The organism is Maribacter chungangensis (genome assembly GCF_042676845.1).
GTDB classification, from domain to species: Bacteria; Bacteroidota; Bacteroidia; order Flavobacteriales; family Flavobacteriaceae; genus Maribacter; species Maribacter chungangensis.
Genome location: NZ_JBHTHY010000021.1, coordinates 1 through 8,307 on the forward strand (window position 1 = coordinate 1; position 8,307 = coordinate 8,307).

At 41.6% G+C, this 8,307-nt stretch carries 2 protein-coding genes; both read left to right on the forward strand.

Annotated elements, in window-relative coordinates; all coding sequences use genetic code 11:
• Nucleotides 1-356: gliding motility-associated C-terminal domain-containing protein (locus ACFQZJ_RS17220; RefSeq protein WP_379936138.1), on the forward strand; the 356-nt coding region annotated here is incomplete at its 5' end.
• A 390-nt stretch (nucleotides 357-746) separates the two neighbouring features.
• On the forward strand, nucleotides 747-8,307 hold a 7,561-nt coding region (locus tag ACFQZJ_RS17225; protein ID WP_379936140.1), incomplete at its 3' end, for a beta strand repeat-containing protein.

The following is an 8,307-nucleotide window of genomic DNA, read 5'->3' on the forward strand; positions in this document are numbered from 1 at the left end:
TTGTTGACTTTACCATAAACGTGAACGCGGACTGTGTACCATGTTCAATTAACGAAATACAGGTATCGAAAACTATAACCGCCAACGGGGACGGTATCAACGATCTGTTCGTTATCTCAGGTCTCGAATATTGCGACTTTACGTTCGATCTAATGATATTCAACAGATGGGGAAATAAAGTTTTTGAGGCCAAGGACTACCAAAATAATTGGGGAGGTATTGCTCCTACAAATGCTTTAGGTACAGCGGGTAACTTACCGACTGGAACGTACTATTATATTATAAATCCGATTAAAAATACAAACGGTGAAGTCATTGAAGCCGTAAATGGATATATCTACATTGGAACCAACTAATTTCAATCGGCAAAGAGATTACAAAGCAGCTATCGAACATGATGGCTGTTTTTTTTTGACCAAACAGCAACAATTCTCTGAAGCACAGCCCATACATTTTACCGATAAGACCACATAAACAAAGGCTTTCACAACTATTAATTCCCTAATGCAGACTAATTCCTTTTTTTTGTAGCTATCTGTTTTCAATTTAAAAACACTGAAACAGAGGCTTAACATAGAAGAAGTAAGATGTATAACATATCCACCATACCCAAGAAAAAGACAGCTTTGTCCTCAAGTTTTTTTCTTTTGCCGCTCCTAGCCTTATTCGTCTCAATATTAATCCTATCAAAAAAAGAGGGATTCTTTGAAGATATAGCGGAGCCAGGAAAAAGGTTAGCGATGGCTATGCGTGCTGATAAGGAATACGGGGATGCAAAAGGCTACTCAACAACAACTCCTGTTACAACAAAAACAGATATAAGCAACAACTACCAATTAAATTCTGCTGCAAACATCACCAGTATCTTTTATGCTACAGTCATTGTAAACAACACTTCCGACGTCGTAAACGGAGATACTTCATCCTTATCAAACCTAACAACTACCCCTGGCCCAGACGGAATCTCCCTACGAGAGGCCATTATCGCCGGTAATAACACACCTAATGCAGGTACACCACATACTATAAATTTTGATTTACCGGGAGCGGGACCACAAACTATTAGTCCATTATCTCCTTTACCTAATTTGATTTCCTATTTCATTTTTGATGGAACTTCTGACCCGGATTATTCAGGTCAAATTGTTGTTTTTATAAATGGAGCCAGCGCAGGTACACTTACAGATGGTTTTACGGCCAACTCAGATGGCAATATCTTTAATAGTCTTTTTATCTCTGGTTTTGATGGAAACGGTGTTGTTCTTAATGGAAATAATCAGGTAATTACTGCATGTGTGGTTAGTGGAAATGGCCGTGATGGTATATTTACACTAGGGTCATCAAATAGTTTTACCAACAATATAATAGGTCTCGATACCAACGGCCAAACTCCGTTACCTAACGCTATAGATGGGATTCGTATCACCGATGGCTCAAGTTCCAATACCATCGGGGGAACAGGAGCTAATGCTGGTAATATTATAAGTGGTAACGGTGAAGATGGAATCAGTATTTGGTCCCCTTCTTGTTCTAGCTGTAACAATCAAATTTTCGGAAATATCATTGGCTTGGACGTATCAGGAACTATGGATAGAGGAAATGGTATAACCGGCATCAACATTGTAGCCTCTGGCGGTAACGTCATAGGTGGTAATACCGTCGGACATAGGAACATTATTAGTGGTAATAATCTAGCCGGTATTGGTTTAGCAGAGCCTAACACTAGTAATACTATTATACAAGGAAATTATATAGGTACAGACATTACAGGATTACTGGATTTAGGGAATTCAAGTGACGGAATAAATTTATTCAGTGAAATTACTGGAACCATAATCGGTGGAACATTGCCCGAGGTACGAAATATAATCTCCGGAAATGGTGGTGATGGGATAGAGATTGGAGGATTAAGCGGATTGGCAGAAAACAATCGTATTGAAGGAAATTTTATTGGCCTTGGTACAGATGGGAATACACCCATAGGAAATGATGGGTTTGGTATCAACAGCATATCCGGAAGTGGGTCAAATACCATAGGAGGTTTAATTTCCGGAATGGGTAATGTGATTTCTAACAACACACTTTCCGGAATTAGTTTAAGTGGCGTAACTACCAATACAATTATTCAAGGTAATATTATTGGTTTAAATGTTAGTGGGAACACGGCCGCAGGAAATGGAGTTTCGGGAATTCGTATAGCAGGTCAGAACAACACGGTAGGAGGTGGTATTGCAAATGCTAGAAACATTATCTCGGCAAACGGACAAACGGGGATATTTTTGGCCTATCAATCTGCCAGTAATAACACGGTTCAAGGTAATTACATTGGGACGGATATTTCTGGAAATTCAACAATGGGGAATACCCGTTCAGGAATCTTGATAAATGCATCGGCAAATAATTTAATCGGAGGTAATACGGCCTTGCAACGCAATGTAATAGGGGGCAATGGGGAAAATGGCGTTTATATTGAAGGAACCGATGCCCTTAACAATGTAGTAATAGGAAATTATATAGGAATAGGTGTCAATGGGACAACGAATTTAGGTAACGGAACCAATGGCATTTACCTTAGAGGTGGTGCTCAAGGAACTCAAATAGGAGGTAGTTCGGCCGCTGAACGGAATATTATTTCCAATAACGGACAAAACGGGATGTATATTAATGCGGTTGGTCCAATTCAAATCAGTTCCAACTTTATAGGAACGGACGCTACGGGGAACGGTAATGCCGGCAATAACTATCACGGGATACAGGTATTTGAATCCTCAGGAATAGAAATAGGTACGGCCCACAATGAATTGTTAGTCATATCCGGTAACGGTATAGACGGTATTCGTTTCTCTAATGCAAGTAACAACATTGTACAAAGATGTTATCTAGGAACCAATGCAAACGCTACTGCGGCCATTCCAAACCAAGGATATGGAATACAATTTGTAGGAACTTCCAGTGCTAATAGGATAGGAACCGATAGTGATGGCAACAATGATAGTTCTGAACGCAACATAATTTCCGGAAATGGAGCAGGAATAAGATTCCATACAGGTATAGGGGTCAACAATATCGTTGCAGGAAATTACATAGGAACGGATATAACAGGAAACGTTGCCTTGGCCAATAGTACCCATGGAATTGTATTAGGGGATATTTCTGGCAATAGAATTGGAACTAATGGAGACGGTGTTAACGATGAGAATGAAGGGAATGTTATATCTGGAAACGGTGATACTGGGATTCGTATCTCAAGCTCCAATAATAATAGTATCTCAGGAAATAAATTTGGAATTGGTGCAGACGGTAGTTCTTCTATTCCCAATGGAGATGAGGCTATTTATGTAGCAGGAAGTAGCGCTGATAATAGCATAGGGTATAACGGTACTAGCGTAGTTTCAGATGCTAACATTGTAGGTAACCAATTCAAAGACACTAATAGAACGGCAGTTGTTATAGGTGATTCCGGTCTTAGAAATAGAATTAGTAGAAATTCTTTCTCTAATAGTGCTGGCTTGGGTATTGATTTGAATAATGACTTGGTTAGCAGCAACGATAACGGAGATGGAGATACTGGACCAAATACGATACTTAATTTCCCTGTAATTGAAACTGCAGAAATTGTAGGTACAGTTTTAAGCATAACTGGTTTTGCACCTGCAAATTCAGAAATTGAATTTTATGAGGCAGATGCAGGACCAAGTCCAAATCCTAATCCCTATGCAGAAAGTTTTGGGGAGGGAGAACGGTACTTATTTACTGTTTTAGAAGGTTCCGGAAATGATTTGGATGGCACCACAGGAACCTATACCAATGACGGCACAGGAGCAGGTACTACAAGAACACAGAACAGATTTGAGTTTAGCGTAGATATATCTGCGCTAGCGCTGGCAAGTGCTAGCAGGTTAACCGCTTTGGCCATAGATACTAACGGAAATACTTCTGAGTTTAATAGCATATTTACTGCCACCGAATCTGAAATCTGCAATGATGGTATTGACAATGATGGCGATGGATTAACAGATTGTGAAGATCCGGATTGTTATCTGGCTGCCAATTCTGGTGACAGCGATAATGATGGCGATGGTATCGGTGATTCCTGTGATCTGGATGATGATAATGATGGTATTTTAGATTGTGACGAACAAGGTTTAGCATCCATTTCAGACTTATCCACGATTTTCCAATTAAACGGTGCAGCAACGCAAATCAATGCTAATACAATTCAGCTTACCGCAGCAGCCACCTATCAAGCAGGTAGTATGATGAGTCAAGGAAGAATAGACTTCACAAAGAGTTTTGAACTTAGAATGGAAGCTAATTTAGGTTCTATTACTACTGCTGGTGGCGGAGATGGAATTGCAATTGTGTTTCATAATGATCCAGCAGGTATAAATGCTGTAGGCGGAAACGCTAGAGGCCTTGGAGCCGTGGGTATTCAAAACGGAATCGTCCTAGAATTAGATACCTATAACAATACAGCGGGTGCGGTAGGAGACATTGCAGCTGATCACGGTCAAATATGGGATTCTGATAATCAATCTGGAGTAGGATTGTTAACTACCGCTGTTGCTTTAGGAGAACTAGAAGATGGTGCATTCCATGATATTGTTATTATTTGGGATGCAAATACACAAAATATTTCCTTTATGGTTGATGGCCTAACTGCAGGAAGCTTTACAAATGATTTAATTACGAATTATTTTGGTGGAGCAAACTCTGTATTCTTTGGTTATACTTCCTCAACAGGAGGCGCAATCAATAATCATAGTATTAGAATAATAAACTTTTGTGATACCTTGCCACTTGAATTAGATACAGATAATGATGGAATTGTTAATCACTTAGACCCAGATTCGGACAACGACAGCTGTTTTGACACCGTGGAAGCCGGTCACGCAGATGGTGATAACGATGGAATTCTAGGTGGTTCTCCGGTTACTGTAGATGCCCAAGGAAGGGTTACGGGTCAAGGGGGCTATACCGGGGTAAGCGGAAATGAGATTATTGCCACGGAAGTTACCATAAATTTAGACCCTTCCGACAAAACAGTTAATGAAGGTGGTAGTACAACTTTCAATGTTAACGCTGCAGCAACAAATACAACAAATTTTTCTTCCGGTAATCCAGATTTTGGAAGCGGTACTGACAGCTCCGGTCAATTACGATACCAATGGCAAGAAAACGGAAGTAATCTATCTGATGGCGGGGTTTATAGCGGCACGAATACAAATACTTTGGTCCTAAGCGATGTTACGGGGCTAAACGGTAACACCTATACGGTGATAGTAACACATTTGGATAATAACTGTATCGCTGAAAGTAGAACTGCTATTCTAACAACTACTAATCCGTGTGACGCAATTGCTTCGGGAAATCCGGATGCTGACGGTGACGGAATTTCCGACAGTTGTGATCTGGATGATGATAATGATGGTATTACAGATTCAAATGAGTTTGATTGTAGTAGCAGCTTTCTTGCTTTTAATATATTTTGGACACAAAGTAATCCTGCACAGGATGCCGTACAAATTAATACCCCCGCAACTATTGCCAATGCACAACCCTTCATTCTTGGCACTGGAGTGAACGCCGTCGCAACTCAGAACAGGTTAGAATTTACGGATATCAATTCAAATACACTGTCTGAATCCATGGCAACTAATGAATATGTTGAGTATGCGTTCACAACGGAAAATTCCATTAATGCGCTGCTACTGGGAGACTTAAGTCAAACCAAAAACCCAACAAGCTCAGGAGCTACGGCGGCATCTTATGGCTACCATGTAGGTATGGCAATATCTGACGATGGTTTCACAACAAGTACCTTATTGAAAAATGACTTCTATGTTGATGAAAATATTCCTGCTGGATATGACCATGTATTTATGCTGGAATCCAATGCCGATTACATTTTAGACCCAGCTACAACGTATACCATTAGGGTATACTTTTTTAATAAAATAAATCCAGGTATTGCCCGATTCGATGATTTTGCAGTTTTGTCCTTTTATTGTTCAAACCCTGCCGATACGGATGGTGATGGTATTTACAATAAAGACGATGTAGACTCGGACAACGACGGCTGTTTTGACACCGTAGAAGCCGGTCACGCAGATGGAGATAACGATGGTATTTTGGGCAATTCACCAGTATCCGTTGATACGGATGGTAGGGTTACAGGACAAGGCGGATATACTGGTGCAACGGGTAACGAATTGATTGCCACAGAAGTTACTGTAAATACTCCACCTGCTAATCAAAATAACATCCCAGAAGGCAATTCCACATCGTTCAGTGTAGACGCTACTGCTGTAAATACTATTACCTTTTCTAGCGGCACACCAAACTATGGTAGTGGCACGGACAGCTCCGGTCAATTACGATACCGATGGCAGGAAAATGGAGTTGATCTATCCGATGGAAGTGTTTACTTAGGTACGGATACCAATACCCTATCAATTAGCGATGTTACTGGTCTTGACGGCAATACCTATACCGTTATCATAACCCATCTTGAGAATAACTGTATTTCAGAAAATAGAAGTGCAACGCTTACAACAGTAAATCCTTGTGACCCCATAGCTTCAGGAAATCCAGATAGCGATGGTGATGGCATATCTGATATTTGTGATCTTGATGATGATAATGATGGTATCTTGGATACCGAAGAGTGCGAGAATCCTAGGCCTTTGCAATTTCAAGGTCTATCAACCACAATTCAAAGCTATTCTGTTTTCACTACCACAATTACACAAAGCCTAGTTAGTGGAAGTGTAGTTGGATCGGATAGTGATGATAATGGAAATTTGGCTTTTAGATCAAACGGTACTTCCATAAATATTTCCGCATCAAATCTTTCTGGATTCCTAATTGGTCCAGCAACAAACGGCAACGTTGATCTCGATGGGATTGATAGATGGACAATTTCTTCCCCTGGAGCAGACTTTACGGTATCTGACCCCTTAAACGAACTGAATATTATTTCCAATAGCACTGGTTCAATTATTTTTATGGCCAACATTGGAAATCCACAAAATTGGTCTCTCGGGGTTAATGATATTACCGATTTAACACTTACCATGAATCAGGGAAATCCAAGGTCTGATCTAAATGTATCCTTGATAGGTCCTTGTGGCGACGCAGATAATGATGGATTCATTAATTCTATTGATTTGGACTCGGACAACGACGGCTGTTTGGATACCGTGGAAGCGGGCCACGCAGATGGGGATAATGACGGTATTTTGGGCAACTCTCCCGTAACGGTGGATCCCAATGGCCTTGTCACTGGACAAGGGGGCTATACAGGTACCAATACCAATGTGACCACGCCCTTTGTTCCTGTGGTGGTATCCTCCCAACCTAGCAATGTTAGCGCAAACATTGGCAGTACTGTCAGTTTTACGGCAGTGGTCACTGGGGGAGCTTCCCTAAGCTACCAATGGCAAGAAAGTACGGATAATGGCGTTACATGGAATGATCTAACAGAAAGTGGTATCTATTCAGGAACCTCCACGCCAACGTTAACATTGACCGGTATTTCTTCTTCAGTTCACAATTATGGGTACAGGTTGGCCATAACATCATCGGACAACCTCTGTGATGTTGTTACCAGCGATGCCGCAGACGTTTTTGTGCTATCCAATATCTCCATAAGCGACGCCACTGTTGTGGAAGGTTCTGATTTAATATTCACCATCACATTGTCGCATGCCCTGTCGTCCGACTATACAGATTTAGAATTACGATATACTAATATTTCCACTTCGAATGATGACTATGACAATAGTCTTACAATGGTCACTATACCTGCCAATACCACGTCATTCACGGTTAATGTTCCCACCAATGATGATGGCATCATAGAGGCAACGGAAACCTTGGAAATAGAGCTTCAATTTGATGGATTCCCCTTAAATCCATTGGATTTAGTGGGTATCGGAACCATTACCGACAACGACGGCCTTGGCGCCGGAGAGGGCATCTCCGTGGCCGACTTTACCGTGGACGAGAGTGCGGGTACGGCGGACTTCGTCATTACCTATACCGGGCCTACCGTGGCGGGAAGCTTTACCGTGGACTTTACCGTGGCAGATGGTACCGCCGTTGACCCGGACGACTACTCCGTGGCCACCGCGGGCACTTCCGTGACCTTCCCCGACGGGACGGTTTCCGGCGATACGCAGAACGTTACCGTCAACATCTTGGACGATGTGATTCTGGAGGCCAGTGAAAATATTGATATCGCCCTTGGAACCGTGTCCAATATTCTTATCCCCGTCATCGACGGCAACGGCGTGGGCACCATTA